The 24,976-nt window shown below is 56.6% G+C and carries 18 protein-coding genes; 9 read left to right on the plus strand and 9 right to left on the minus strand.

Annotation, left to right across the window (positions count from 1 at the left end):
* Window positions 1-16: 16 nt before the first annotated feature.
* From DSD30_RS08345 to DSD30_RS21505, 3 genes are read right to left on the minus strand one after another with little or no spacing between them, the layout of a single operon-like run.
* Entirely contained in the window at window positions 17-880 is an 864-nt protein-coding gene (locus DSD30_RS08345; RefSeq protein ID WP_114009170.1) for a PPC domain-containing DNA-binding protein, read from the minus strand.
* Window positions 877-2,463, minus strand: coding sequence for an acyl-CoA synthetase (locus DSD30_RS08350; RefSeq protein WP_114009171.1), 1,587 nt, complete (start codon window positions 2,461-2,463; stop codon window positions 877-879). The genes DSD30_RS08345 and DSD30_RS08350 overlap by 4 nt, the downstream gene beginning before the upstream one ends.
* Window positions 2,460-2,762, minus strand: a complete 303-nt coding sequence (locus DSD30_RS21505) for a hypothetical protein (RefSeq protein ID WP_157967614.1) — start codon at window positions 2,760-2,762, stop codon at window positions 2,460-2,462. The genes DSD30_RS08350 and DSD30_RS21505 overlap by 4 nt, the downstream gene beginning before the upstream one ends.
* A 73-nt stretch (window positions 2,763-2,835) precedes the next feature.
* On the opposite strand from DSD30_RS21505, the gene DSD30_RS08355 reads away from it, so the two are divergent.
* From DSD30_RS08355 to DSD30_RS08365, 3 genes are all read left to right on the plus strand, one after another.
* Window positions 2,836-3,438 (plus strand): TetR/AcrR family transcriptional regulator, encoded by a 603-nt coding sequence (locus DSD30_RS08355; RefSeq protein ID WP_114009172.1) that lies wholly within the window; start codon window positions 2,836-2,838, stop codon window positions 3,436-3,438.
* 180 nt (window positions 3,439-3,618) lie between these two features.
* Complete coding sequence (locus DSD30_RS08360) at window positions 3,619-4,824, plus strand: efflux RND transporter periplasmic adaptor subunit (protein WP_114009173.1); 1,206 nt, start codon at window positions 3,619-3,621, stop codon at window positions 4,822-4,824.
* Window positions 4,825-4,835: 11 nt separating this feature from the next.
* Window positions 4,836-7,940, plus strand: coding sequence for an efflux RND transporter permease subunit (locus tag DSD30_RS08365; protein WP_114009174.1), 3,105 nt, complete (start codon window positions 4,836-4,838; stop codon window positions 7,938-7,940).
* Between the two features lie 79 nt (window positions 7,941-8,019).
* On the opposite strand, the gene DSD30_RS08370 is transcribed toward DSD30_RS08365, so the two are convergent.
* The gene (locus tag DSD30_RS08370; protein ID WP_114009175.1) at window positions 8,020-9,234 is read right to left on the minus strand and encodes an ROK family transcriptional regulator; all 1,215 of its coding nucleotides are present in this window, start codon (window positions 9,232-9,234) and stop codon (window positions 8,020-8,022) included.
* Window positions 9,235-9,885: 651 nt separating this feature from the next.
* Here DSD30_RS08370 and ptsP point away from each other — a divergent pair.
* Genes ptsP through DSD30_RS08385 form a run of 3 tightly spaced genes read left to right on the plus strand, consistent with a single transcriptional unit; the run spans window position 9,886 to window position 15,128 of the window.
* Window positions 9,886-12,357 (plus strand): phosphoenolpyruvate--protein phosphotransferase, encoded by a 2,472-nt coding sequence (gene ptsP / locus DSD30_RS08375; RefSeq protein WP_114009176.1) that lies wholly within the window; start codon window positions 9,886-9,888, stop codon window positions 12,355-12,357.
* Between the two features lie 22 nt (window positions 12,358-12,379).
* The gene (gene pfkB, locus DSD30_RS08380; RefSeq protein WP_114009177.1) at window positions 12,380-13,333 is read left to right on the plus strand and encodes a 1-phosphofructokinase; all 954 of its coding nucleotides are present in this window, start codon (window positions 12,380-12,382) and stop codon (window positions 13,331-13,333) included.
* Between the two features lie 16 nt (window positions 13,334-13,349).
* The gene (locus DSD30_RS08385; protein WP_114009178.1) at window positions 13,350-15,128 is read left to right on the plus strand and encodes a PTS fructose-like transporter subunit IIB; all 1,779 of its coding nucleotides are present in this window, start codon (window positions 13,350-13,352) and stop codon (window positions 15,126-15,128) included.
* Window positions 15,129-15,218: 90 nt separating this feature from the next.
* On the opposite strand, the gene DSD30_RS08390 is transcribed toward DSD30_RS08385, so the two are convergent.
* The 5 genes from DSD30_RS08390 to DSD30_RS08410 all read right to left on the minus strand — a co-directional run bounded on the left by DSD30_RS08390 (window position 15,219) and on the right by DSD30_RS08410 (window position 19,860).
* Complete coding sequence (locus DSD30_RS08390; RefSeq protein WP_114009179.1) at window positions 15,219-15,644, minus strand: universal stress protein; 426 nt, start codon at window positions 15,642-15,644, stop codon at window positions 15,219-15,221.
* Between the two features lie 9 nt (window positions 15,645-15,653).
* A complete protein-coding gene (locus tag DSD30_RS08395; RefSeq protein ID WP_114009180.1) occupies window positions 15,654-16,949 on the minus strand; it encodes a TRAP transporter large permease in 1,296 nt (431 codons plus the stop codon).
* On the minus strand, window positions 16,946-17,473 hold the full coding sequence (locus DSD30_RS08400; protein WP_114009181.1) for a TRAP transporter small permease subunit: 528 nt from the start codon (window positions 17,471-17,473) through the stop codon (window positions 16,946-16,948). Before DSD30_RS08400 ends, DSD30_RS08395 begins: the two co-directional genes overlap by 4 nt.
* Window positions 17,474-17,564: 91 nt before the next feature.
* Window positions 17,565-18,536 carry a TRAP transporter substrate-binding protein gene (locus DSD30_RS08405; protein WP_114009182.1) on the minus strand — a complete coding sequence of 324 codons (972 nt, stop codon included), beginning with the start codon at window positions 18,534-18,536 and terminating at the stop codon, window positions 17,565-17,567.
* 43 nt (window positions 18,537-18,579) lie between these two features.
* The gene (locus DSD30_RS08410; protein WP_114009183.1) at window positions 18,580-19,860 is read right to left on the minus strand and encodes an NAD(P)/FAD-dependent oxidoreductase; all 1,281 of its coding nucleotides are present in this window, start codon (window positions 19,858-19,860) and stop codon (window positions 18,580-18,582) included.
* 309 nt (window positions 19,861-20,169) lie between these two features.
* On the opposite strand from DSD30_RS08410, the gene DSD30_RS08415 reads away from it, so the two are divergent.
* The 3 genes from DSD30_RS08415 to DSD30_RS08425 all read left to right on the plus strand — a co-directional run bounded on the left by DSD30_RS08415 (window position 20,170) and on the right by DSD30_RS08425 (window position 24,733).
* On the plus strand, window positions 20,170-20,895 hold the full coding sequence (locus tag DSD30_RS08415) for an aspartate/glutamate racemase family protein (protein WP_114009184.1): 726 nt from the start codon (window positions 20,170-20,172) through the stop codon (window positions 20,893-20,895).
* Between the two features lie 282 nt (window positions 20,896-21,177).
* Window positions 21,178-22,191 carry a TRAP transporter substrate-binding protein gene (locus DSD30_RS08420; RefSeq protein WP_157967615.1) on the plus strand — a complete coding sequence of 338 codons (1,014 nt, stop codon included), beginning with the start codon at window positions 21,178-21,180 and terminating at the stop codon, window positions 22,189-22,191.
* 61 nt (window positions 22,192-22,252) lie between these two features.
* Window positions 22,253-24,733, plus strand: coding sequence for a bifunctional diguanylate cyclase/phosphodiesterase (locus tag DSD30_RS08425; RefSeq protein WP_245418440.1), 2,481 nt, complete (start codon window positions 22,253-22,255; stop codon window positions 24,731-24,733).
* The last annotated feature ends 243 nt before the right edge of the window (window positions 24,734-24,976 follow it).

Here is a 24,976-nt window from a genome sequence, read left to right on the forward strand (position 1 = left end):
ACACGAGATTTGCGCCTCAAGAGAGCCGTTGCAGCAAGATCTCCGCGGTCACCAACACCGGATTGGAGCCGCGCTGAACACGACCACGCAGGCCCGCACCGCCTGCCTCGCCGACAATATGGATCTCCGGTCCCGATAAAGCATTGCCCTCGCTTTGGGCGATTGCGTCACATATGACAAATTCCGTGGCGAAACTGTCCAGCAACCGGCCATCTTCAAACTGAGCCCCAACCAGACTGCCAAGGCCATAGACCCGCGCCTGCCGCCAGCCAAGCTGCGCACAAACCGCATCAAGCCCAACGGTCAAATCCTCGTTCGGCAACATTCTCAACAAAGCAAAATCCGCTTCCTCAGACACGGTTTCCGGCAGGCTCTTGGGCTGGAACAAAGAGAAATTGCTTTCCGCGTCCGGCAGCCGTTCAAACACGGCATCCTCGAGCAAAAAGCCGCACGCTATGACATCTTGCGCCAGCATGGTTTCGGCAAACAGCAAATGGCCGAACCGCGCCGCGCCATCCGTTTCGGACCATGAGCCATGGCCATGCAGAAACAAACCGCCATCCGCCTGTCCGACCACCAACCCCAGATGATGAATGAGACCCGGTGCCCTGAGGTGGTGCGTTTGCGAATACCATGCCACGGTCTCAGCCGTGGGTGCCTTGTCCGGAATGACATAAGCCAAAGCATCCACCGATGCAGTCTCCAGCTCCAACCAGCCGCTAAGAAGGCCAACATCGGACAAAGCCGCAGCGATGGCCGACTGGAGATCCTGACCGCCTCGCAAAGCCAGCGTCACCGCCCGCCCCCGCGACAGGGCAAAAGGCAGACGCTCGGTTTCCTTCGGACCCGGATGGGTCACTGAGCGCGGCACCGACCTCATAGCTCGCCAGCCTCGATCCGCCGCTCAAGCTCTGCCCGGATCAAACGCTTGGCCAGCTTGCCCACCCCGGATTTGGGGATTTCCTGCCAGAAATGGAACTGTTTGGGGATCTTATAGCTCGCCACATGGGCGCGGAGATAGGTTTCCAACTCTTCGGCACTCAGACTATGACCCGGTGTCAGGGTGCAGACTGCAACGCCAATCTCGCCCCATTTCGGGTCCGGCATGCCAAACACAGCTGTTTCGGAGACAGCAGGATGCTCCAGAATTTTCTCTTCAATCTCCAGCGGATAGATATTTGACCCACCAGAAATATACATGTCGGACGCCCGGCCGGTGATATAGAGATAGCCCGCTTCATCCATATGTCCCAGATCACCGGTGCGGAACCAGCCATCGCGAAAACTCTTGTCATTGGCCTGAGGATTGCGCCAATAGCCAGCAAAGACTGCCGGGCCAAGCACGCAGATTTCGCCCGTCTCCCCGGCGACCAGCGGCTCACCTTCTGGCCCCTGAATTTCCACCTGCATCCCCGTGCGGGCAAAGCCGCAGGTCCCGACACGCATGTCCGCGCCGCTGCTATGCTCATAAGTTGGCAATTGGGTGATGGTGCCCGTCACTTCCCCCAGACCGAAATATTGCACAATCACCGGCCCCAAGGCCTCCAAAGCCGTGATCTGATCGGCGCGATACATCGGCGCCCCGGCATAGACAATATGGCTGAGGCAGGAGGTGTCATGATCCGCAAGTTGGGGCGCTTCGACCATCATTTTCAGGATCGTCGGCACGGTGAACATCGTGCAGACCCGCCAAGTCTCAATCAAAGACCAGATTTCTCCCACATCGAAGCCGGGAGCCGCAGGCAGGATCGTTGCTGCCCCGCGCGCCACCATCAGCATTTGATGCAGCCCTGCGCCATGGGTCAGGGGAGCCACCACAATGGATGCATCCTCAGGGGTGATACCCGGCACCAGATCGGCCAGATGATTGTTGATCACAAAGCCCAGTTGCCCATGGGTCAGCATTGCCGCTTTTGGCTTTCCCGTTGTCCCTGAGGTGAAAAACAGCCAGCAGAGATCATCGCGATCAACCGCAGCAAGCGGCGGAACCTCGCCATCATATTGCGTCATCAGGCTTTCAATATCCGACCCGAAGTCCGACGACCCAATCGACAATCGCGTCTCGATGTCTGGAGCGTCAATCGCCGCATGCTCGGGATAGGCCGCATTGCACAGCATCACCTTGGCGCCGGACAATTCCGCCATCCAGGCAAAGTCCCCCGGCGCACAGCGGAAATTGGCAGGCACCCAGACGGCACCCAACCGCAGGCAGGCATAGAAGGATTCAAACAACTGATTGCAGTTCTGCGACTGGATTAACACCCGATCGCCCTTGCGCACACCAGCGGTTTCTGCCAGTACGCCGGCCATTCGCTTGACCCGGTCATCAAAGGCTTGCCAGTCCCAGACAGTCTCCCCCCAGACAAAGGCTGGCCTGTTCGGCAGGCGGCGTCCCTGCTGTTCAACATAATGGGCCAGATTCATCGTTCTGGTTGACCATGGCATACGTATGTTGGCGCTCATGCGCGTCTTCTCCCCCTGATAGCATCGCCCGGCAAACACGCTCCCAGGATGAATGCTTGTTGCAGTCTTTTGCCTCGGGATGCGTTGGCCGATCCCTTCTCCGTGCGTTCCTCCCACGCGGACAAAGGATTGATTTTGTTTACAAAGCCAACCATCGCCAAAAGCTCCGGACCTGTCAAACATCTTTCGTACTTTCCGGTCACGATTGAAGGGCCATGCTGAACAGAAAGGCCGCAATCACCATTTCTGAGAATTTCGCATTTCTGCTCTTTAAATTGTAAACTGATTGGTGTACCCATAGAGATCGTCCACCCAAAAAAGTAAACCTTTGTGTTTACATTCTTTGGAGAATGACTGTTGGAGAATGACTGATTGAAGCTCAAAGACCGAAAGAGACAGGATATCCTCGACGCTGCACTGGTTGAATTCGGTGAAATCGGCTTTGCCGCCGCACGGATCAACCGCATTGCCGAGCTGGCTTCGGTTTCAAAGCGCACCCTGTATAATCACTTTGAAAGCAAGGAAGCTCTGTTCGACGCGATCATCGACAAGCTGCTGGCCGATGCAAGATGCTTCCAAATTGCTGAACATGATCCCGAAACGTCAATCGAAAGCCAACTGCGCAAGACCGCAATGGCCTATTTACCCTTCATCGAAGACAGCAACCATCTGGCATTGGCCCGGGTGGTGACCTCCGAATTCATTCGCAACCCGAAAATGAGCCGCCGCCTGTTTGAGCGCGACCGGGTGCGACAAGGCCCCTTTACCAATCTCATCGCCGAGGCCATGCAGGCCGGAAAACTGAAACAAGCCGATGCGGGCTACGCCGCCACGCAATTTATGGCATCCATCAAGGCCTTTCTTTACTGGCCGCAATTGATGGCGGGCACAGACCTGCCCTCAGACGAGCAAATTAACAAGATCATTGACGACGCCGTGACAATGTTCATGGCCCTCTACAAACCGGACAAATGAAACAGCCTCTCTGATGGAAACAGGCCGTATGATCTCGGCGCTATCCAGCAGAAGCAAGCAACCAAGAACAAATGCAATAGACCGCGGGGGCAGCCTCACAAAATGTCTGCTGTCTGGCTCCCAACCAACCACAGCAGCTTGGCCCGGCGTCTACCGAACAACCCTATGCGAGAACAAACAATGGCCCTTTCCTCACAGATACGCCGATTGATTCTTTCCGCCTCCGCCACCTCCATGCTGGCCTTGGCATTCCCAGCACTGGCCCAAGCTCCCGGCGGACAGCGGCCTCCGTCTCCGGTCACCATCCAGACCATCAAACTTGAAGACATTCCGCTCACCGTTACCCTGCCGGGTCGCGTCTCTGCGTCCCGCGAGGCCGAAGTTCGCCCGCAGGTGCAGGGGATTGTTACCAAGCGCCTGTTTGACGAAGACGATCTCGTGGCGGTCGGCGATCCACTCTATCAGATTGACCCGGCCACCTATGAAGCGCAGGTCAGCCGTGCAAAAGCCCAGCTGGCACAGGCCGAAGCCCAATTGGCTCTGGCCAAGGCTGAAGAGGCCCGCCAGAACCAACTGCTTGAACGCAAGTTGGTCAGCACGCAGGCCTTTGAAACCACCATTGCCAGCCGCAAATCGGCTGAAGCTCAGGTTCAGTCCGCTCAGGCCGAGTTGAAAAGCGCCCAGATCAACCTTGATCGCACCGTCATCAAGGCACCGCTCGCAGGCGTCATCGGCTTCTCACAGATCAACGAGGGCGCACTGGTTTCCAGTTCGTCAGCCTCTGCCATGGCCATCATCCGCACCGTCAATCCGGTGCATGTGGATGTAACCCAGTCCGCTGCAGAAATTCTGGCCTTCAGACGCGCCAACAAGGACAAAGACAGCAACAACCGTGAAGCCACCCTCATTCTGGCCGATGGATCAACCTACGAATTGAAGGGCCAGCTGGCCGCCGCCGACACGCAGGTCGATCAGGCGACCGGTGTTCTGACCCTGCGTATGGAATTTGCCAATCCTGATCGCTTGCTGATTCCGGGCATGTATGTCCGCGTCCGCCTGCAACAGGGCATGGTCAAACAGGGTGCGAAAGTGCCGCAAAAGGCTGTTATGCGCGACCGCCGGGGCCAGCCGATGGCTTGGGTCGTCAACAAGGACAATGTCATCGAGCCACGTCCGTTGACCGTCGTACAGGATCAGGGCAACCAATGGATCGTTTCCGAAGGGATTGTGGAAGGTGACCGCCTGATGGTGGATGGCTTTGCCAAAGCCCGTCCGGGTGCCACCGTTGCCCCTCAGGAAGCGGGAGCGGCTCCGGCAGCACCGCAGGCCGGAGCCCCCAAAGGGGCGCCCGAGGCTGATTCCGATGCCAAATCCAAGGCAGAATAAGGGAACCGAACATGGCACGTTTCTTCATTGACCGGCCCGTCTTTGCCTGGGTGATCTCGTTTCTGATCATGGGCATCGGCGTGCTTTCCATCTTCACTCTGCCGATATCGCAATATCCGCAGATCGCCTCGCCATCCGTCCGGGTGTCTGCCACCTATCCCGGCGCCTCCGCCGAGACGGTCGAAAGCACCGTGACCCAGATTCTCGAACAGCAGATGACGGGCCTTGATGGCTTGCGCTATATGTCATCCAGTTCGTCTGCCAACGGTCAGGCCGAATTGACCATAACATTCGAGACAGGCACCGACCCAGACATTGCGCAGGTTCAGGTCCAGAACAAGGTCTCTCAGGCCGACCCTCTGCTGCCCGATGTCGTAAAGCGACAGGGTGTAAGCGTTCAGAAATCCTCCGCCGGCTTCCTGATGGTCATCGGTCTGATTTCCGAAGACGGCAAACTGGAACAGACAGACCTGTCCGACTATCTCAATTCCAACATTGTCGACGAAATCAGCCGTTTGGAAGGTGTTGGCTCGGTGCGCGTCTTTGGTGCGCCTTACGCCATGCGCATCTGGCTCGACCCGGCCAAGCTCAGAGCCTATGAACTGGCCCCATCGGATGTTCTCAATGCGGTTTCCGCTCAGAACGCCCAGATCACCGCCGGTCAGTTCGGCTCGCGCCCGGCCCCTGCTGGCCAGCAATTGAACGCCACCATCACGGCCCAGTCTCTGCTTCAGACCCCGGAAGATTTCGAACAGATCGTTCTGAGGGCTGACGAAGATGGCGGTCTGGTGCTGCTGCGTGATGTTGCACGGGTCGAAATTGGTGCCCAGAATTACAGTGCAATCGCTCGCTACAATGCCCAGCCAGCCTCTGGTATGGCCGTTCAGCTAGCCTCCGGCGCCAACGCCCTGTCCACCGCCCGTCTGGTCAAGGAACGGATCGAGGAACTGTCCCAGTTCTTCCCCGAGGGCGTGACATACACCATTCCATACGACACCACCCCCTTCGTCGAGCTGTCGATCGAGGAAGTGGTCAAAACCTTGTTCGAGGCCATTGGCCTTGTCTTCCTGGTGATGCTGCTCTTCTTGCAGAATCTACGGGCCACCCTCATCCCCACCCTCGCTGTACCTGTCGTTCTGCTCGGCACATTCGGCGTGCTGGCCGCAGCTGGTTTCTCCATCAACGTTCTGACCATGCTGGCCATGGTGCTGGCCATTGGCCTGTTGGTGGATGATGCCATCGTCGTGGTGGAGAATGTGGAACGCATCATGGAAGAGGAAGGCCTGTCCCCGCGCGACGCGACGCGCAAATCGATGGGACAGATTTCCGGTGCCCTGATCGGTATCGCGATGGTGCTCTCGGCGGTATTCGTGCCAATGGCCTTCTTCGGTGGCTCCACCGGCGTCATCTACAAGCAGTTCTCCATCACCATCGTTTCGGCGATGTTCCTCTCGGTCGTGGTCGCCTTGACTCTGACGCCAGCCCTTTGCGCCACCATCCTCAAACCCGTCAAGCATGGTGCCAAGGATCGCGGTCTGACGGGCCTGTTCAACCGCGGCTTCAACGGCCTGACCAATGGTTATGCCAGCGCAGCAGGGCGGGTTGCCCGTCTTCCGGTGCTGTTTGTCATCATCTATCTGGGCCTGTCCAGCGGCATGGGTTGGCTGTTTGACAAAACCCCGACCGGCTTCTTGCCGGACGAGGATCAGGGCATCATGTTTGCCCTCATTCAGGCCCCTTCCGGCTCCACCGCAGAACATACGCTGGGTGTGGTCAAACAAGCCGAACAGCATTTTCTGGCGCAAGACAATGTCCAGTCGCTGTTCTCGGTTGTTGGCTTCTCGTTCGGTGGTTCGGGCCAGAATGCCGGCATGGCCTTCGTCCGGATGAAAGACTGGTCACTGCGTCCCGGTCCGCAAAATAGTGTGCAGGCCGAAGCAGGCAAAGCCTTTGGTGCCCTGATGCGGGTACAGGGGGCGATGGTCTTCCCGATCGTTCCCCCAGCCGTTATCGAGTTGGGCAACGCCTCGGGCTTTGACTTCTATCTGCAGGCTCGCGATGGCCAAAGCCATGAAGAATTGACCAATGCCCGCAACCAGTTGATGGGCATGGTTTCCCAAAGCCCGCTGATCGGCTCGATCCGACCCAGCGGTCTGGAAGATGCCGCCCAATACAAGATCGACATCGACTGGCGGCGCGCCGGGGCGATGGGGGTTTCGGCTGCCGACGTATCCAACTTGCTGTCGGTTGCCTGGGCAGGTCGCTATGTCAACGACTTCCTTGATCGTGGCCGCATCAAGCGCGTCATCATTCAGGGCGAAGCCGATGCCCGTGCCACGCCGGAAAGCCTGAAAGACTGGCGTGTCCGCAATGCATCCGGTGGTTTCGTGCCATTCAACAACTTCTCCGATGGCAAATGGAATTTCGGGGCACAGGGGCTCTATCGCTACAATGGTGTGCCCGCTCTGCAGTTGCAGGGCGCGCCAAAGCCGGACGTTTCGACCGGTGAAGCCATGGCGGAAGTCGAACGCCTTGCCGCGCAATTGCCACCGGGCTACCGCATTGCCTGGAACGGGCTGTCGCTCGAAGAACGCGAGTCTGGTGATCAGGCTCCACTGCTCTATGCCTTGTCTCTGGCGGTGGTGTTCCTGTCCCTTGCGGCGCTTTATGAGAGCTGGGCCATTCCGATGGCGGTCATTTTGGCCATGCCGCTGGGTGTGCTCGGTGCGTTGATTGCGGCCTATCTGGGCGGTCACGCCAATGACGTCTTCTTCCAGGTCGGCCTGTTGACCACCATCGGCCTCACCGGCAAGAACGCCATTCTGATCGTCGAATTTGCCCGAGACAGGCAACGACTGGGAGACACGGCACTCGCCGCTGCGGTGGAAGCAACCAAGCAGCGCTTCCGCCCGATTATCATGACGTCTCTCGCCTTCTCGCTTGGCGTCCTGCCACTCGTCATCTCGACGGGTGCAGGGGCTGCGGGCCGTCAGGCGATTGGGACGGGCGTGCTCGGCGGCATGATCGCGGCCACCATTCTGGTGGTCCTGTTCACCCCGCTCTTCTATGTCCTGATCCGCAAGATCGCTCCCTTCAAGGAAACCCCTGCGGATTAACAGCGACGCAATTTGGCACGAAAAAGGCCCTCTCCTTGAATGGAGGGGGCCTTTTTCATATCCGGATCAGGCCGAAGCCTCACATATGGGTCAGCAGCATATTCTGGTCGAGCAAATAGCGCACCAGCAGCGGCAGGCTTGCCGCCCCCAACGCCCGAGCCGGTGCACCGAGGCTGCCCTCAAGGATCACCGGTGTTGCAATGCCGCTCCAGCTTTTTTGCTCCTGCGCCAAGCGCACCTTGTCGATCAGCTTCTCGCGGATGTTGGCCGGCATCGTGCCGTCGATGATCACCACCTCGATATCAAGGATCGCGGTCGCATTGGCAATGGCCAACGCCAGATAATGAGCAGCCTTGTCGAGCCACTCTTCCAGCACATCGCCCAACTCTGTCCAGTCAAACGAGCTTTGCTGCAACAGCGTCGGATCCAGTCCCCGCTCCTTGAGGATTGCCTCAAGGAAATAGAGCGAGGCATAATCGATCAGCTGTGCCTCTTCTGCTCCAGGTTCTGGCAGTGGCAGAGAGGCCAACGCCCCGGCATTGCGGGTGCGACCGGAATAGATCGAATTGTTGAGCGCTATGCCACCACCAACAAAGGTGCCGACAAAGATATAGAGAAAGTCACTGAACTCGATGCCGCGTCCGAAGGAAATCTCCGCGCCGCACGCCGCCGTCCCGTCATTCTGCGTGAAAGTTGGATATCCGGCGCGCTCCTCAAGCTGCTCGGCGAAATCAAAATCCTTCCAGACCGCCATCGTGCCTTCCGGAGCGCCAATTTTCTCTTCCCAGTCCCACAGATGGAAGGGCATCGCAATGCCGATCCCGGCAATTTTGTCGCGCCCCTCTTCCACGATCACCTGTACCAGATCCTTGATCCCCTGCACCGCAAAGGCCAGCACCATGTCCGGCATCGGATAGCTATAGGTGATCTGGATTGCTCGAACAGTGGAGCCGACAAAATCTATCAGCACCAAATCGGCACTGCGTCGCCCCACCTTCAAACCAAAGGAATAGGCCCCTTCCGGATTGAGCGCCATCGGCACCGAAGGTTGCCCGACGCGCCCACGCACAGGGTCCCCCTTAAGCAACAGGCCGTCCTTTTCCAGCTCGCGAATGATCACCGACACCGCCTGCGCCGAAAGACCGGAGCGTTTGGTAATTTCGGATTTTGCCAAGGCCCCATGGCGTTTGATCAGCGACAGCACGAGCCGTTCGTTATAGGCCCTGACCTTGCGCTGGTTGAAGCCCCCTGCGGAGCCGCGGGTTCGGCCTGAACGGGATACCAATTTGACCATTCCTCCCGGCCTCAACCTGTGACGACATCAAACAGATGCCAGTGGGCCGTGTCTTTTTCATTGCAACGTCTCAAGTCTCTGAACGCACTGTCGATCGAACAAAGCATGTGCGATGCCGTCTCGACAGGCTTTTGGATATGATTCCAGCGACTTGAACAAGTCCCCCCAAATGCCCCGTCCGTGCTGAAAGACGACAAGCCGGGGCATGATAGGTCTGCATTTTTCCATAATCCATGAAACAGATCAAATAATTAAATTAAGAAGACTTATTGACCGACATTCTCCGGATAGATTCTCAACCCAGCTGTCGCAAAGCGCACTCATTCGAGGCATATTTCTCATCCTGCGGCGAAAATCCCCCTAGCATCTGCGCTTCTACGCACAACAATTAACACTTTTTATGGATTTAATACTCCGTAAAAACCGCTTTCATGGACGCGACTTATGGAGTTTTCATGACAAACCAGCTGCTTTTTCCGTTGTATCGATGAAATTTTGATCAGAATCAAATATCAATTGCCCAATAAATCATATAAGTAGATTTATTATCCCGCCAGCCTGCAGACCTGCAAAACAGATCTTGCAAGGAAAGTGGCAGCGAAGAGGACAGCAGCCAGTAAGGCGCTCTTACGGGAACAATCGGAGGACAGCATGCAGTTCAAGGAATCAGCAATCGAGATCGGCGCCACGGCCGCAACCAAAGCCGAAGCCATCGCCAAGGTTGGTGCATTGCTGGTCAAGTCGGGCAATATCGAGCCGGGCTATATCGAGAGCATGATGGCCCGTGAAGAGGTCGCCAACACCTTCCTTGGCAATGGCATTGCCATCCCCCACGGCATCCCGAAAGACCGCGAGCTGATCCTTGAGACCGGCGTCGCCGTGCTCCAGCTGCCCGAAGGCGTTGAATGGAATGACGGCGGCTTGGCCCATCTGGTGGTCGGCATTGCCGCCAAAAGCGACGAACATCTGACCGTCCTCTCCAATTTGACCGACGTGCTTGGTGACCCCGAAGAAGCAGCCCGCCTTGCCCAGACCAAGGATGCAAGCGAAATCGCCATGCGCCTATCTGGAGGCAACGTCGTCAAAGCCGATGAGCCGACCGAAAGGCCAGAAGATTTCGACGAAGGCTTTGACTATACGATCACCAGCCCGCACGGCCTGCATGCCCGTCCGGCCACGGCCCTGATCGACCTTGCCAAAAGCTTTGACGCCAATATCCGCGTCCGCAACGGCATGAAGGCTGGCGACGCGAAAAGCCTGATCGGCCTTTTAAAGCTCGGCATTGATCACGGCTCAACCATCCGTGTCAGCGCCGAAGGGCCTGATGCCATCAAGGCGCTGGCCGCCATCCAGACCGCCTTTGAAAATGGACTTGAAGACGAAGAAGAAGCCGCAAGCGAAGCCTCCCCCGCTTCTATGGGTCCCCACCCTGTCGCGCAGTATCAAGGCACGGTGATTGCTGGCATTTCCGCCTCCCCCGGCATTGCAATCGGCCCGCTGAAGCATTTTCAGCGTGGGCGCATTGTTGTCGAGGAGAAAGCGGCCAATGACAGTGGTTCCGAGCAGGCTCGCCTTGATGCTGCGCTGACAGCGGCTCGCACCGAACTGTCCGAGCTCTATACCGACATGCTCAACAAATCCGGCGCTGGCAAAGCCGCTATCTTCAAGGCCCAGACCGAATTTCTCGACGATCCGGAAATGATCGCCGAAGTGCGCAAGCTGATCGACATGGGCCACAGTGCCGGTTGGTCCTGGCAGCAGATTTATCAAGAACATGCCGCCTCGCTGGCTGCCATGAAAGAGGAAATCCTCGCCGCCCGCGCGCTCGATCTGCGCGATGTGGGCCGTCGCCTCCTCAAGCTACTGGCCGACAAGGTGGAAGACGATCCGGATCTGCCAGACAGCCCGGTCATCCTCATCGCCGACGACCTGACCCCGTCTGACACGGCAGGTCTTGACACCAAACTCGTTCTTGGCCTCTGCACGGCCTCGGGCGGTCCAACCTCCCACACTGCCATCATTGCGCGTTCCATGGACATTCCCGCCGTGGTTGGCGCTGGCAAGGACTGCCTGTCCCTTCAGGATGGCAACGACATCATTCTCGATGGCTCTTCGGGACTGCTCGTTGCCGCACCAACTGATGCGGATCACAAGGCCGCTGCAGAGGCCCAACACCTTCATGCCGCCCAGATCGAAGCCGAACGGCTGGCCTGCTACCAGCCCGCCATCATGACAGATGGCAGCCGGGTGGAAGTGGTTGCCAATATCGGCAGCGTCGACGAGGCCTCTGCCGCCATCGAAGCGGGCGGCGAAGGCGTTGGCCTGCTGCGCACCGAATTCCAGTTCCTCCAGCGGGCGTCAGAGCCGAACGAAGACGAGCAATATGAAGCCCTCCGCGCCATGCTCAAAGCCATGGATGGGCTGCCAATGATTGTCCGCACACTGGATATTGGTGGCGATAAGGATGTGCCTTATTTGCGCATGCCGGAAGAAATGAACCCCTTCCTCGGCGTGCGTGGCATCCGCCTGTGCCTCTTGCAGGAAGAGCTGTTCCGCCGCCAGTTGCGTGCCATTTTCCGAGCTTCGGCTCACGGCCCGCTGCGTCTGATGTATCCAATGATAGCCACGATTGACGAGTTGCGGGCTGCCAAACGGATCACCGAAGAGGTCCGCATCGAGGTAGGGGCCGAGCCAATCGAAATCGGCATGATGATCGAAATCCCATCTGCCGTGATGATGGCAGAAGAACTGGCCCGTGAGGTCGACTTCTTCTCCATCGGCACCAACGATCTGACCCAATATGCCTTGGCCATGGACCGGATGCATCCGCAATTGGCCAAAATGGCCGACGGGCTGGACCCGGCCGTTCTGCGCCTGATCCGCAAAACCGTCGAAGCCGCCGATGCCGCGGGCATCTGGGTTGGGGCTTGTGGTGGCATTGCGGGCGATCCGCTCGGTGCCGACATCCTCACTGGCCTTGGCGTCAAGGAATTGAGCGTCAGCATCCCTGCGATTGCTGCGGTCAAGGCCCGCATTCGCTCCCGCTCCATGGCAGAAGCCCAAGCGATTGCCGCCGAGGCCCTTGCCTGCCACAGCGCCACTGATGTGCGCAAACTCGGTTGAGACGGGAAGCGAGGATCATATCATGAGCAAGCATCCAACCATCGCCACCGTCACCCTCAATCCGGCGATTGACCAGACGGTCCAGATCCCCGACTTTGCCGCAGGCGACGTCAACCGCATTGCCGAACAGCAGCTCGATGCAGGTGGCAAGGGCGTTAATGTGGCCAGCTTCCTCTCCCATATGGGCCACACGATCGCTGCTACAGGCATTTTGGGCGCTGACAATGCGGGCCTTTTCGAGCAGCTCTTTGTCCGTCAGGCCATCGCCGATCACTTTGTCCGCCTGCCCGGCCTGACCCGCGTCAATATGAAGATCGTCGATGGGGTGAAACTCGAAATCACAGACATCAACGCGCCGGGCCTTGCCAACAGTCAAGCAGCCCTCGCCGAGCTTGAAGCCCAAATTGAGGCTTTGTGTGCGGCAGGTGTCGAGACCTTTGTGCTGGCTGGCAGCCTGCCTGCCGACCTGCCCGCCACCATCTATCGCGACCTGACCGAACACCTCAAAGCCAAGGGCAAAAAAGTCGCGCTTGACGCCAGCGGCCCGTCCTTTGCGGCGGCTCTGGAAGCCGGTCCCGACATCATCAAGCCCAATATCAGCGAGTTGGCCGAACTGGTCGGACGCCCGCTTTCCTCCCCTCAAGAGGTGGTGGCAGCGGCCCGCGAAGCAACCGCAGGCAAGGTTGAACTGATCGCCGTCTCCATGGGCGAGCAAGGCGCCATCTTCATCAACAAGGATGAAGTGCTGCTGGCCCAGCCGCCAAAGGCCAACGTCAAAAGCACGGTCGGAGCAGGCGATGCCATGGTGTCCGGCATCATTGATGCCCGGAGCAAGGGCTTGTCCCTCGCGGACCTTGGCCGTCTGGCCACCGGATTTTCTCTGGGAGCGCTCGGCGAAATCGGGCCGCATCTGCCCCCGCGTGACACAATCGAGGCCTTTGCCACGCAAGTGACCATTGAGCCTTTGGATTTTTGAGAGGAGACAAACGACAATGGCAAAGATTGTCGGTGTAACGGCCAATCGCGACAGCGAGCCACACACAAGAATGGCATCAGAAGCCCTGCGCAAAGTCGCAGAGGATGCAGGCCATTCCATCAGCATCGAATGTCAGGGCCCGAACGGGGTCACCACCCCGCTCTCACAGGACCAGATCGACAGCGCGGATCTCGCCATCCTCGCCATCGACCAGAGCATTGATCAGACCCGCTTTGAGGGCCTGAAGACCACCATTACGACAACCAGTGCCGCGATCCGGAAGACCGAAGACACCCTCTCGGACGCACTGAAAATTGCCGGATTTCCGGCCCCAAACACGCGTGATTCGAAGCAGGAGGAAGCCGTGTCTACGTCAGAATCATCCAAAAAGCGCATTGTCGCTGTGACGTCATGCCCAACGGGCATCGCCCACACCTTCATGGCCGCTGACGCCCTCAAGAAAAAGGGCGCAGCAGAAGGCTATGACATCAAAGTCGAGACGCAAGGCTCCGTTGGGGCCAAGGACCAGCTGACCGCCGAAGATATTGCAGCCGCAGATCTGGTGATCATCTCTGCCGACACCCATGTCGACGAAAGCCGTTTCGCTGGCAAGCCGATTTATCGCACCTCGGTCGGCGCCTCGGTCAAGGATGCAAGCGCCGTCATCAAGGCAGCTTTCGCAGAAGCCGAAACCGCAGCCCCTGCTGCAGCCGGCAGCGAAGGCTCCATGCAGTCTGTCGCCGAAGCCAAGGCCGCCCTTCAGGCCAAACGCAGCGGCCCTTACAAGCATCTTCTGACCGGCGTTTCCTACATGCTGCCAGTCGTTGTGGCTGGTGGTCTGCTGATCGCCCTGTCCTTCGTCTTCGGCATTGAAGCCTTTAAAGAAGAAGGCACCCTTGCTGCCGCTCTGATGGCCATTGGCGGCGGCGCTGCCTTCAAATTGATGGTTCCGGTTCTGGCTGGCTTCATGGCCTATTCCATTGCTGACCGTCCCGGCCTCACCCCCGGCCTGATCGGCGGGCTGTTGGCTGTCAATCTTGGCGCAGGCTTCCTTGGCGGCATTCTCGCCGGTTTCCTTGCCGGTTACGTCGCTCTGTGGCTCAAAGACAATATCAAGCTGCCATCATCCCTTGAAGGCCTGATGCCAATCCTCATTCTGCCATTGCTTTCCACCGCGATTGTCGGCCTTCTGATGGTCTATGTCATCGGCGAACCGGTTCGTTACATCAACGAAAGCCTGACCGCCATGCTGCAGAGCATGGGCCAGACCAACGCAGTGCTGCTCGGTCTTGTCCTTGGTGCCATGATGGCCTTCGATATGGGTGGCCCGGTCAACAAAGCCGCCTATGCCTTCTCGGTTGGCCTGCTGACCAGCGACACCTTTGCCCCAATGGCTGCCGTCATGGCCGCTGGCATGACCCCTCCTCTGGGTTTGGCTCTGGCCACCGTTGTTGCCAAAAACCGCTTCACCGACGATGAGCGTGAAGCAGGCAAAGCCGCAGCCGTCCTTGGCCTCTCCTTCATCACTGAAGGCGCCATTCCTTACGCTGCAAAAGATCCACTGCGGGTGATCCCATCCATCATGATCGGCTCTGCGGTCACCGGTGCCCTGTCGATGTTCTTTGCCGCAGGCCTGCGTGCACCACACGGCGGAGCCTTCGTTCTGGCGATCCCGAATGCGGTCAGCAACCTGCCCATGTATATCCTCTCGATCGTCATCGGTACGCTGATCACCACGGCCCTTCTGATTGCCTTGAAGCGTCCGGTCAACGAAGCTGCGGTCCCTGCAGAATAAGTCGAAATCAGCAAACGACAAGCAAGAGAAAAGGCGCTCCGAGCATTCGGGGCGCCTTTTTGTTTGGATCGCAAGAAGCGGTGCGACAGACTAGCGGATGATCAGCAGGCTGCAGGGGGCATAGCGACAAATCTGCGCCGTCACAGGTCCGGTTACCCCAGCCAACGCATCGGGCTTTGAGGCATTGAGCACCAGATAGGCGCATTTCAGCTTCTCAGCCAGCAACAGGATCTGTTGATGCACTCCACCCTTGAGCACATGCTGAACGACTGTATCGCTATCAAGCCCGGCTTCTTTGACCAAATATTTCAAATCTTCTTTGACATGTTTGATCGTGTCCTTGATCACCTCTTCCATCAAATAAGGCTGGACATAGGTGTGAAACCCATAGGCAAGCACATAACAAACATGCAATTCAGCTCCCTTCAGGCGAGCCAACTCAGCCCCTTCCCCAAGCGCCTTGATAGCGCAGTTGCGATGTTCCAGATCGATCGCGACCAGAATGGTTCCTGCCATAGTGCCCTCCTATTTCAAAACCTCTGGCAACCAGAGCGCCAGATCAGGGAACATCACCAGCAACATGACAAACAGACACATCACGCAGAAGCTCGGGATCGAGGCCTTGGCGATGAAGCCGATATCATGCCCCGTCATGCCTTGCAGCACGAACAGATTGAAGCCAATTGGCGGGGTAATCTGGGCCATTTCAACCACGATCATCAAATAGACCCCGAACCACAACATATCAAAACCCGCCGCCCGCACCATTGGCTCGATAACCGCCATCGTCAGAACGATGGAGGAAATGCCATCAAGGAAGCAGCCAAGCAGAATGTAAAACAGCGTCAGAATGATGATCAGCGACAGAGGCGAAGGCTGCCATGCGGCGATGCCCTCAGCCAGCGCTTTCGGGATGCCCGTAAAGCCCATGGCAAGGGAAAGAAAGCCCGACCCCATCAGAATGAACATGATCATCGTCGTCGTCCGCACCGAGCCCAACACAGACTCGCGGAACGTCTTTATCGACAAGGTCCGCTGAAACGCCGCCAGAATGAGCGATCCCAACACCCCAAGGGCTGCGGCTTCGGTTGCGGTAGCGATCCCCCCATAGATCGACCCAATCACAGACAGGATCAGCGCGATCACCGGCAACAGGCCGAGGAAAGCATCCATTTTTTCAGACCAGCTGGTCGACGGATCTTGCTTAACCAGCGAGGGATTGCGCAGACCCCAAAAGGCAATATAGCCCATGAACATCAAGGCCAGAGCCACGCCCGGGATCATTGCCGCCATGAACAGACGCGCAATGCTCTCATTGACCGTCACCCCGTAAATGATCATCGAGATGGAAGGCGGGATCAACAATCCAAGCGTCCCGGCCCCGGCAAGCGAGCCGACGATCTGGGTTTCCGGATAGCCACGCTTGCGTAGCTCTGGAATGGCCATTTTGCCCACGGTGGCAACGGTTGCCGCCGACGAGCCGGAAATGGCCGCAAAAATCGCCGAGGCCCCGACATTCACATGCAGCAATCCGCCGGGCAGACGCCGCATGAAGGGGGCAATGCCGCGAAACAGGGTTTCCGACAGGTTGGTGCGGAACAGAATTTCCCCCATCCAGATGAACAAAGGCAAGGCTGTCAATGTCCAGGAGGACTGCTCCCCCCAGATGGTCAGCGCCATTGCGTCGCCAATCGGAGCCGAGGTGAACAGAAACATGCCCAAAATGGCGGTGATCAGCAGCGACGCCCCCACCCAGACAGACGTGCCCAGCAGGAAAAACAGGGCAAACAGGAATATGGCAATGGAAAGCGCTTCGGTCATACCTCTTGCGGCCCTCCATCAGCCACCCGTTCCGGGTCGATTTCGCGATAGTTGAACAGGGCGATCATCAAGACATGAATGGTGGAAATAGCGAACAGGATCGAGCCGATCACCACAGGGGTCTGCGGGATCCACAACAGGATCGCATCCGCGCCCTCGCTACGCTCCCCATATTCATACGAATCCAGCATCAGACGAACCATGTAATAGGCGAGAAAACAGGCGACCGAGGCGATGACGAAATGCGCCCACAATTCAAAGCCACGCCGAGCGGCCCCGAAAAAGCGCTGGGTCATCAGGGTGACGCGAATATGCCCCTCACTTCGGAAGGTATAGGCCAGCGCCATAAAGGTGCTTGTCGCCATGACATAGCCCGCAACGTCGGACGCACCGCCCGCAAACAGGCCGATCTGTCTGGCAAGGATGCTATAAAGCACCAGACAGCACAGCAGAACGAGCAACAACCCGGCGCCCCATGCACCGATAAGATAGATCCGGTCCAAAAACCGGCTGATCTGAGCCATGATGGAAATCCTGAATTAAGACTGATTTCAGCAAGCCAAGGGCGACTGCAAAGCAAAACGGGAGAGCCCATAGGCCCTCCCATCCATTGTCTTACATGCCTTCATAGGCTTTCAGGATGGCCGCACCGGACTCCCCGGCCCGCTCAAGCCACTGGGCTTTCAACTCACTGCCCGCTTTTTCAAACGCCTTCATCATGTCTGGGCTTGCAGGGGCAACCATCATGCCTTTTTCCTTGAACTGTTCGATATACCAGCTGTCCAGCTCTTCGGATTTGGTCCAGCATTTGGCCTCGGCAGTGGCCGCCGCTTCCTTGACCGCGGCTTTGACGCTGTCATCAAGGCGCGCCCATGCCTTGCCATTGACGATGACCATGTTGCGCGGCAACCATGCTTTCACATCATAATAATATTTCACATGCTCCCAGAGCTTGCGGTCATAGCCGGTGGCGCCGGACGAAATCATCGACTGCGCAACACCGGTCGCAAAGGCCTGACTCAGTTCAGCCGCTTCAATTTTGGTTGGAGCCATGCCCAGACTCTCGGCAATTTTCGAGGTGGTGGCATTATAGGCACGGAACTTCAGGCCTTCCACATCCGCAGGAACCTTGGCTTCCTTGATGGAATAAAAACCCTGTGGTGGCCATGGGCAAGAATAGAGAAACTCGATGCGTGCTTTGGCGAGCGTCTCGACCAGAGCCGGTTTGGAGGCCTCGTAGAGCTTTTTGGAATCAGCAAAAGAGGTCGCAAGGAATGGGATCGAGTCAATCTCATAGAGCGGATTCTCATTGCCCAAAGCCGAAATCAGGCGTTCACCGATTGGCACGAGGCCTTTGCGAACCGCGCCGAAAATCTCGGAGCCACCAAACAGGGCACCTGATGGATGGGTGGTAATTTCCAGCGCGCCACCGGTTTTCTCGGCCACATCTTTGGCAAACTCAGCAGCAGCCTCGGAATGGAAATTGGTGGCCGAATAAGCCAGTGCCATATCCCATTTTTCCGCTTGGGCAGACGCCCCCATCAGTGCAGTGCAAGCAACAGAAGCAAGAAGAAGTTTGACTTTCATGAAAATGTTCCCCTGATTATTGGAAGGTTATGATTGATGGTGATTATTGTTTTCTTGGACGAATGAACCGCTCTGGACGAAACGGTTCGGATTGCAGTTTATGCTCCCGACCTTCTATCTGGTCGGCTAGGATTCTGGCCGTTCCCGGACCGGTATTGACGCCAATATGCTGGTGGCCAAAGGCAAAATACAAGTCCTTTTGACCGGGAGCTGCCCCGATCACCGGTCGGCAATCGGGCATAGTGGGTCGGCATCCCATCCATGGCTCGTCAAGCTGCCGTTCGCCGAGCGTCACCGCCTGTCTGGCCGAGGCCTCGGCCAGCTCCAGTTGCGCAAAGTTCTTCTCGGCATCAATGTCTGCCAACTCAACGCCGGTGCAAAGCCGCAAGCCGCCGCGCATCGGTGCCAACACATAGCCCGCAGAGACATCATAGATCGGACGGCTCAGCTCTGTCACCTCGTCGGTCCCCTCACCACGCCCGGAACCGGAATAATGCATGTGATAGCCGCGCTCATAGCCCATCGGCACTTGGAAACCAAAGCGCGCCAAAAAGTCCTTCGACCATGGCCCCAGCGCGATCACCAGCTTGTCCGCGGAAAAGTGTTCTCCATCGCTCGCTTTGACGTGCCAACGATCGGCACTCTGTTCGATGGCTACCAGATTGGCCTTTGCAAGGGTCCCGCCGCGCGTCACAAACAATTTGGCATAGGCCTGCACCAGAGCCGAAGGGTCGCGGATCGAGCGGGTATCGCGGATCCAGACCCCTTGCTCGAAAATCGGCTTCAGACCCGGCTCCATCGCCGCAATATCACCCTTCTCCAGCATCTGCATATCAAGACCAAAGCGCTGATAGGTTTGGCGCAGAAAGGCCGCATTGTTGAAATCCTTCATGCTGCGATAGAGAAACAACCAGCCATCATCTTGCACCAAATGCTGAGCCTCAGCCTCTTTGATCAGACGGGCATGCTCACTTCGGGACAATTCAATCAGATCAAACAGAGCCTTGGCTGTCCGCTCAAACGCCGAGGGTCGGGCATGCAACAAAAAGCGGATCGCCCAGCCGGTATTCTTGAGCATGAAGCCAAGCTTGTAGCGCATCGACGCAGATTGATTGAGCATCAATTTGGGCAATTGCTGCCACAGCATGGGGTTGTTGATCGGAACCAGTGAGGTTCGGGTGATGATGCCCGCATTGCCGTGCGAAGTCTCTAGCCCCGGCTCGCGCCGATCCAGCAGCGTGACCTTCATGCCCCGGCGCTGCAACTCCAACGCGATGGATGTGCCGACCATGCCGGCGCCACAAACAAGAACAGATTCTGTCATCACCGATGCTCCTTGACCTGAACAGTCGCAGGTTTGTGACAAAAACCCAAGATGCAATTTGTGGCGATTTGCCCAAAATTCCGTCAAAACTCCGCACTTACTATCGCTTTGCGGCAATTTGCCGGAACGACCTGCCAAGAGCCTAGGTAGTTCTCGCTAGAGATCTCCTATCAATTCCGAAGCCGATGTCTGAGCGAATTTAGACTGGGGTCCGATCCGCCAGACAGGCTGGCTGTTGCATTTTCGTTGAAACAATCAAGCCAACATCATTATGTTATTGGTTGACGCGACAGAAAGCAGACCAAAGAAATGACCGACCCGACCCACACCACTGCGCCCTTTCTGGGAATCCTCATGCTCGATACCCGGTTCGAGCGCCCCTTGGGGGATGCAGGCAATCCGGCATCCTATCCCTTCCCGGCCCGACTGGCGGTTGTTAAGGGCGCAGGAAGCCTTGAAATCGTCAGAGACGGCAAACCATCCGACGCCCATATTGAGGCATTCATTCAGACAGCCCGTCAGTTGGAGGCCGAAGGTGCAGCCGCCCTCACCTCAACCTGTGGCTTCCTGATCACCATACAGGACGAACTTGCCCGCGCCGTTGCGATCCCCGTGCTTCTATCGGCTCTATGCTCCTATGCACGGATCAAGCGACATCACCCTTCAGGGCGCATCGGCATTCTGACCGCCTCCAAAACTGCCCTCGGCGACACCGCCCTGTTGGCCGCAGGCATTAACAATGATGACGTTGTGATTGAGGGGCTGGAACAATGCCAAGCATTCGCCAATGCCATTCTGCGTCCCAAAAGCCAACAGACGGGGCCCATCGACCGGCCTGCGATCGAACAAGAACTGATCGCCAAGGCACGCGGCATGATGGCCAAGCATCATGATCTTCAGGCCTTTTTGCTCGAATGCGGCAACCTGCCGCCCTACCAGCAGGCATTGCATCAGGCCACGGGCCTTCCGGTCTACTCGTTGCTGGACGCCGTCACCTGTCCAAGCTTTGCAGCTGGCTTGTTACGCCCAAAATAGAACACCCTTTTATCAACCTCAACAATTCACGACCAATAAAGAAACCGAAATCAAAGCAGTCATCCATGTATATAAATACAAAACACGTCAATTAAGTTTTATACCACAGTGAATTAATCTCCGTTTAATCAAATCAATTAAAACTTACATCAATATCCAAGTAAAGCAAGAAATCTTCATTCTTAGCAGGCATAGTCGCGGTCAGATTTTGAAGCGCATTGGGGGCGTTTTGGCATGACCTGCTTAAGAGAAAGAAGTCTTCTTGTTTCTACCACACTTATGATGGTCTTGCTTGCAACGGGGACAACGCAAGCAGAAACACAAGAAACCAGAACCACGATCAACATCGCCAGCACTTTTCCGCGCGACATTCCAATTGCAGGAACCGTCAATACAGGCCTGTCAAAAAAGATCGATCGCCTGTCAGGCGGCACCTTTTCTGTTGCCTTTCACGAACCCAACGAGCTGGCGCCCGCCAAGGAAGTGATCTCTGCGGTGTCTGAGGGCAAGATTGATGGTGCCTGGTCCGGTGCAGGCTGGTTCTCCTCCAAGGACAGCGCCTTCAACTTTTTCTCCAGTGTCCCTTTTGGTCCCAGCATCAGCGAATATCTCGCCTGGCTTTATGAGGGGGGCGGTCTCGAACTCTCCCGTCAGATGTTTCACAAATACAACGTGCACAATGTGCCTTGTGGCATGATTTCCCCTGAAGCAGCAGGATGGTTTCCCAAGGAAATCCGCAATGTTGAGGACCTGTCAGGCCTTCGTATGCGGATTTTCGGGCTTGGCGCAATGGTCATGCAAAAGCTGGGTGTCGAAACTGTGCAACTGACATCCACCGACCTGATGACCGCGTTTGAATCGGGAGAAGTCGACGCTGCCGAATATTCTGCCCCGGCAATCGACCAACCACTCGGTTTTTCCAAATATGCCAAATTTTACTATTTTCCCGGCTGGCAGCAGCAGGCCACCCTGTTCATGCTGTTCATCAACAAGACCAGATGGGATGCCCTGCCAGATCAGCATAAGGCGATGATCGAAATCACCTGCGGTGATGTCATGCGCGGCATGATCGCCAAGAGTGAAGCGGTCCAATGGCGGGCAATGAACCAGTTGCGTATGGATGGTGTCATCTTCAAACGCTGGGAGCCGGAATTGCTTGTTGCCTTTGAAGATGCCTGGCTGGAAGTGGCCGCAGAGCAATCTGCCAACACTCCGAATTTTAAACGGGTCTATGACTCCTACATCGAATTTCGCAAAAATTATGCAATGTGGCGCCGGTTCAGCTTCCTGCAATAGGCCCAAATGGCGCGCCCACATCGAATTACGACACGCTTTCATAAGGAGCGTCAGTTTGAAAATGAAAATTCATTCCATTGGTTCACGGCTCTTTCTGGCATTCGCTCTTGCGCTCGCCGTGGTGTTTTGTGGCGGTGTTTTCACATTCATGGAATTGAGAAAAACTGAACAGATCGCGCAGCTGGTAACCACCTCCATCGTACCAAAACGTCAGATATGGAACGATATCAAGGCGCTCAGCAATCAGCATTTTGTCCTGTCCAAACAACAACTGCAAACCAATGATTTCCGGGAATTGGCGCGGATCAAGACTGCGATCAAGGAGACCGAACTCAGCCTGTTTGTGGAACAAGTTTCCCTGAGTAGCTTGGGCCTGACCAACAGGGAGAGCGACGATTACGATGCGTTTCAAAATCACATGCAAACCTATCTGATGGAAGCGGCGACCGCGCTCAACAAGTTGAATTCCGGGCAGTATAAAATCGCCTATTCCCGGTTTGACAAAACCGCAAAGACTTCGCTGAAACGCGCCCTCGCCAAGATCGAGTCGTCGATTGAGACCATCAACCGCGAACATGCGCAGGCCAACATGGCCCATCGCGATTCCATCAACCAGTCCAAGCGCATGATGGTGATCAGTTTCATCCTCCTGCTCCTCACATTGATTGCCTTGCTGCGCTGGATTACCATCCGGATCAGCAATCCGCTGTTGAATCTGAGTTCGACATTGCGACGCCTCACGGAAGGCAACTATTTGACCCGCATTCCCGACTTTCCGGACAGAAAGGACGAAATCGGCTTCATCACCAATGCAGCAAAAGCCTATCAGGAGGTTGCCCAGCGTCGGCTTGAATTGTCAAAAGTTGTCGAACGCGAAGCCAAGCGCCTCGATGCGGTGCTTTCCAACATGCCTGTCGGTCTGTGCATTTTTGATCAGAATTTCAGGATCATTCTGAAAAACCAGTCATTCAACGAGCTCTATGAGCTTGATCAGGCGGACGACCAATCAAACCAGAAATACTGCGAACTGATCGGAGCAAAGATTCGGAAAAATCTCGATGGCGCCAGCGAGGAGATGTCCTGTCATGATCTCATCACCAAGGTGCGGTCCAACCAGTCGTTTGCCCACACCTGGCGCCTCGACAATGGTCGAGCGATTTCTGTGACCATCCAGAAAACCTCTGAAGGCTGGGTCTCGATCCACAAGGACATCACGGAGCGCCTGAATGCAGAGGCGAAGGTTCTGCATATGGCCCATCACGATTCCCTAACCGGCCTTTTCAATCGCAACCTATTTGCAGATACGCTGGAGAACGTCATCAGACGGGCCAAAGACGGTGAAGCCGCGTCCGTTATGGTGCTGGATCTCGACCGCTTCAAATCCATCAATGACACCCTCGGCCACAAGGCAGGCGATGAACTGCTGCAACAGGTCGCCATACGTTTGCAGAAAGTTTGCTCGCCGGGCGATCTGGTCTTCCGACTGGGCGGCGATGAGTTTGCCATCATCCACCACTCAAATGACATTCATGCAAGCTCCAGGACGCTGGCAGAAGCCATTCTGGCAATTCTCGAAGAGAACTTCATTCTGGAAGGACAAACTGTCTCTGCCGCAGCCAGCATCGGCATAGCCATTGCGCCTGACCATTGTGAAACCACCGACGGTATCTACAAGGCGGCCGACATCGCGCTCTATCATGCCAAAAATATGGGCCGAAAGTGCTTTGCGATGTTCACCACCAAACTGGAAGAAGACATCCGGGCGAAAGAGTCGCTGGAAAAATACATGCTGGAAGCCTTCAACAAGTCTGAATTCCAGATGCAGTATCAACCGATCATCGACACAGATTCCGGCGAAGTGCGCTCCTTTGAAGCCTTGATGCGCTGGAACCCGATGGATGACACCGCGGTTTCCCCTGCCCTGTTCATTCCGTTGGCAGAAGAAAATGGCTTCATCAACACCCTTGGAGAATGGGCATTGGAAGAAGCGCTCAAAACAGCAGCCAACTGGCCAGACGACATCCGGGTAGCGGTCAATTTGTCGCCGATTCAGCTGAATGACGAGACGCTTTATGACACCGTCAGCAACCTGCTGAACAAGTATCAGGTGGAGCCGCAGCGTCTGGAGCTTGAAATCACTGAAACGGTTCTACTCGACGACAACGCAGCCAACATCAAGCTGCTCAAACGTCTGCATGATCTGGGAGTCCGTATTGCCCTTGATGACTTTGGTACCGGCTACTCCTCGCTGAGCTATTTGCGGATGTTCCCGTTCGACAAGATCAAGGTCGACCGTTCCTTTATCAAAGCCATGGGGAATGATGACAACTCTCTGGCCATTGTCCGGGCGATTGTCGGTCTGAGCCGTGAATTGGGCATTGACTGCACCGCAGAAGGGGTTGAGGACAAAAAGCGATTGAAAGCAATCGAGAGCGAAGGCTTCAGCGAAGTGCAGGGATTTGTCTTCAGCAAGGCCATGCACGCAGATGCCTTGATGGACTTTCTGGAAATGACCGAATATCGAGGCCGCATAGCCAGTTAACGCCAAACCGCCAAGCCTCCTTTTCGAGAATTGGAAACGGGGAGCCTCCTGCTTGACTTCGCCGGTATGGGCACTGGGGCACTAGACACAGGGGCGCTGGGGCGCTGGGGCTCACGACCTCGCTAATATCATTGGCAATCGAAGGTATCTCAAACACCATATCACTGGTATGACTGACCAGCCCTGCAGCTTCCCGCAAGGCATTGGCGGCCAACGCAATATCACCAATCCGGCGAAAGAGGA

It is taken from the genome of Cohaesibacter intestini, from assembly GCF_003324485.1.
Lineage (GTDB): Bacteria > Pseudomonadota > Alphaproteobacteria > Rhizobiales > Cohaesibacteraceae > Cohaesibacter > Cohaesibacter intestini.

What these genes read in the sequence shown, in the direction of transcription:
- DSD30_RS08345 (WP_114009170.1), bottom strand. Translation starts at nt 880, where the DNA reads ATGAGGTCGGTGCCGCGCTCAGTGACCCATCCGGGTCCGAAGGAAACC.
- DSD30_RS08360 (WP_114009173.1), top strand. Translation starts at nt 3,619, where the DNA reads ATGGCCCTTTCCTCACAGATACGCCGATTGATTCTTTCCGCCTCCGCC.
- DSD30_RS08405 (WP_114009182.1), bottom strand. Translation starts at nt 18,536, where the DNA reads ATGAAAGTCAAACTTCTTCTTGCTTCTGTTGCTTGCACTGCACTGATG.
- DSD30_RS21505 (WP_157967614.1), bottom strand. Translation starts at nt 2,762, where the DNA reads ATGGGTACACCAATCAGTTTACAATTTAAAGAGCAGAAATGCGAAATT.
- pfkB (WP_114009177.1), top strand. Translation starts at nt 12,380, where the DNA reads ATGAGCAAGCATCCAACCATCGCCACCGTCACCCTCAATCCGGCGATT.
- DSD30_RS08415 (WP_114009184.1), top strand. Translation starts at nt 20,170, where the DNA reads ATGACCGACCCGACCCACACCACTGCGCCCTTTCTGGGAATCCTCATG.
- DSD30_RS08420 (WP_157967615.1), top strand. Translation starts at nt 21,178, where the DNA reads ATGGTCTTGCTTGCAACGGGGACAACGCAAGCAGAAACACAAGAAACC.
- DSD30_RS08400 (WP_114009181.1), bottom strand. Translation starts at nt 17,473, where the DNA reads ATGGCTCAGATCAGCCGGTTTTTGGACCGGATCTATCTTATCGGTGCA.
- DSD30_RS08365 (WP_114009174.1), top strand. Translation starts at nt 4,836, where the DNA reads ATGGCACGTTTCTTCATTGACCGGCCCGTCTTTGCCTGGGTGATCTCG.
- DSD30_RS08350 (WP_114009171.1), bottom strand. Translation starts at nt 2,463, where the DNA reads ATGAGCGCCAACATACGTATGCCATGGTCAACCAGAACGATGAATCTG.
- DSD30_RS08395 (WP_114009180.1), bottom strand. Translation starts at nt 16,949, where the DNA reads ATGACCGAAGCGCTTTCCATTGCCATATTCCTGTTTGCCCTGTTTTTC.
- DSD30_RS08385 (WP_114009178.1), top strand. Translation starts at nt 13,350, where the DNA reads ATGGCAAAGATTGTCGGTGTAACGGCCAATCGCGACAGCGAGCCACAC.
- DSD30_RS08390 (WP_114009179.1), bottom strand. Translation starts at nt 15,644, where the DNA reads ATGGCAGGAACCATTCTGGTCGCGATCGATCTGGAACATCGCAACTGC.
- ptsP (WP_114009176.1), top strand. Translation starts at nt 9,886, where the DNA reads ATGCAGTTCAAGGAATCAGCAATCGAGATCGGCGCCACGGCCGCAACC.
- DSD30_RS08410 (WP_114009183.1), bottom strand. Translation starts at nt 19,860, where the DNA reads ATGACAGAATCTGTTCTTGTTTGTGGCGCCGGCATGGTCGGCACATCC.
- DSD30_RS08425 (WP_245418440.1), top strand. Translation starts at nt 22,253, where the DNA reads ATGAAAATTCATTCCATTGGTTCACGGCTCTTTCTGGCATTCGCTCTT.
- DSD30_RS08370 (WP_114009175.1), bottom strand. Translation starts at nt 9,234, where the DNA reads ATGGTCAAATTGGTATCCCGTTCAGGCCGAACCCGCGGCTCCGCAGGG.